Origin of the sequence: Kitasatospora sp. NPDC058218 (assembly GCF_042882445.1) — a bacterium.
GTDB lineage: Bacteria > Actinomycetota > Actinomycetes > Streptomycetales > Streptomycetaceae > Kitasatospora.
This window is the reverse complement of record NZ_JBHVWC010000171.1, coordinates 1-1126: the sequence shown is the minus strand read 5'-3', so window position 1 is coordinate 1126 and position 1126 is coordinate 1. Positions and strand designations below refer to the sequence as shown.

Here is a 1126-nt window from a genome sequence, read left to right as displayed (position 1 = left end):
GCTCCTTGTGGCTGGCGTGGTCGGTGCCGTCGAGGGCGAAGTAGCGCAGGGCGGTGAACTGGGCCTCGATCCGATTGAGCCAGGAGCTGTTGGTGGGGGTGTAGGCGATCTCGACGTTGTTCGCCGCCGCCCACGTTCCGACCCGCTGGCAACGCTTCGTCGTCAGGTGCGGCGAGTAGTTGTCGGCCACGATCGCGATCCGCACGTCCATCGGGTGCAGCGAGCGCAGGTAGCGGCAGAACTCCAGGAACTTGGAGCGGTTCTTGGTCTTCTTGACGTGCCCGTAGAGCTGGTCCTTGCCGAGGTCGTAGGCGGCGAACAGGTGCCGGACCCCGTGCGGGCGGGTGTAGGTCGCCCGTCTGCGCGGTCGGGGATCGCGGTCGGGGTCCTTGTGCTTCCCGCCGCGCTCCGCCCACTGCCGGCCGGGGTGCGGCTGGAGGTTGAGCGGCCCGAACTCGTCCATGCAGAAGACGACTTCGGGCTCGCCCTCCTCGGGTATCACCTCGCCGTCGGCGATCGCGTAGAGATGCTCGACCCTCGCCTTCTTCGCGGCGTAGTCGGGGTCGCGGGAGGTCTTCCAGGTCTTCACGCGTTGAAAGGAGACGCCCTCCTCGCGGAGCAGGACCCGAAGGCCCTCGTGGCTGATGTCGTCGACCACCCCCTCGGCGACCAGGAAGTCGGCCAGCTTGGCCAGACTCCAGGTCGAGAAGGGCAGGCCGTGCTCGGCCGGCCTGGACTTGGCGATCTTCTTCGTCTCGCGACGTTCGGGAAGCGTGAAGGTCCTCGGCCGGCCACCCCGGTACTTCGGGTAGAGCGAGTCGAAGCCGTCCGTGTTGAAGTTGTGGATCACGTCCCGGACCCGGTCCGCGCTGGTGAACGTCACCTCGGCGATCTTCGCCACGCTCATGCGCTGGGCGGACAGCAACACCATCTGGGCCCGCCGCCAGGTCACCACCGAACCGGTGCCCCGGCGGACAGTCCGCAGTAGCCGTCGCCCCTCGTCCTCATCGATTTCCCGGACCTGCACACGTTCAGCCACGTGATCATTCTGACTGCTTGAAGCGGCCCGGCGCAGTAGCCGGACGACATGTCACACCGAGGCGAAGGTTGCCTGATGCGGCACTAG

1 protein-coding gene is annotated in these 1126 nt (G+C 67.1%); it reads right to left on the bottom strand.

Annotated elements, in window-relative coordinates; all coding sequences use genetic code 11:
- Positions 1–1039: IS630 family transposase (locus tag ACFVYI_RS42455; RefSeq protein ID WP_387895493.1), on the bottom strand; the 1039-nt coding region annotated here is incomplete at its 3' end.
- Positions 1040–1126: the final 87 nt, after the last annotated feature.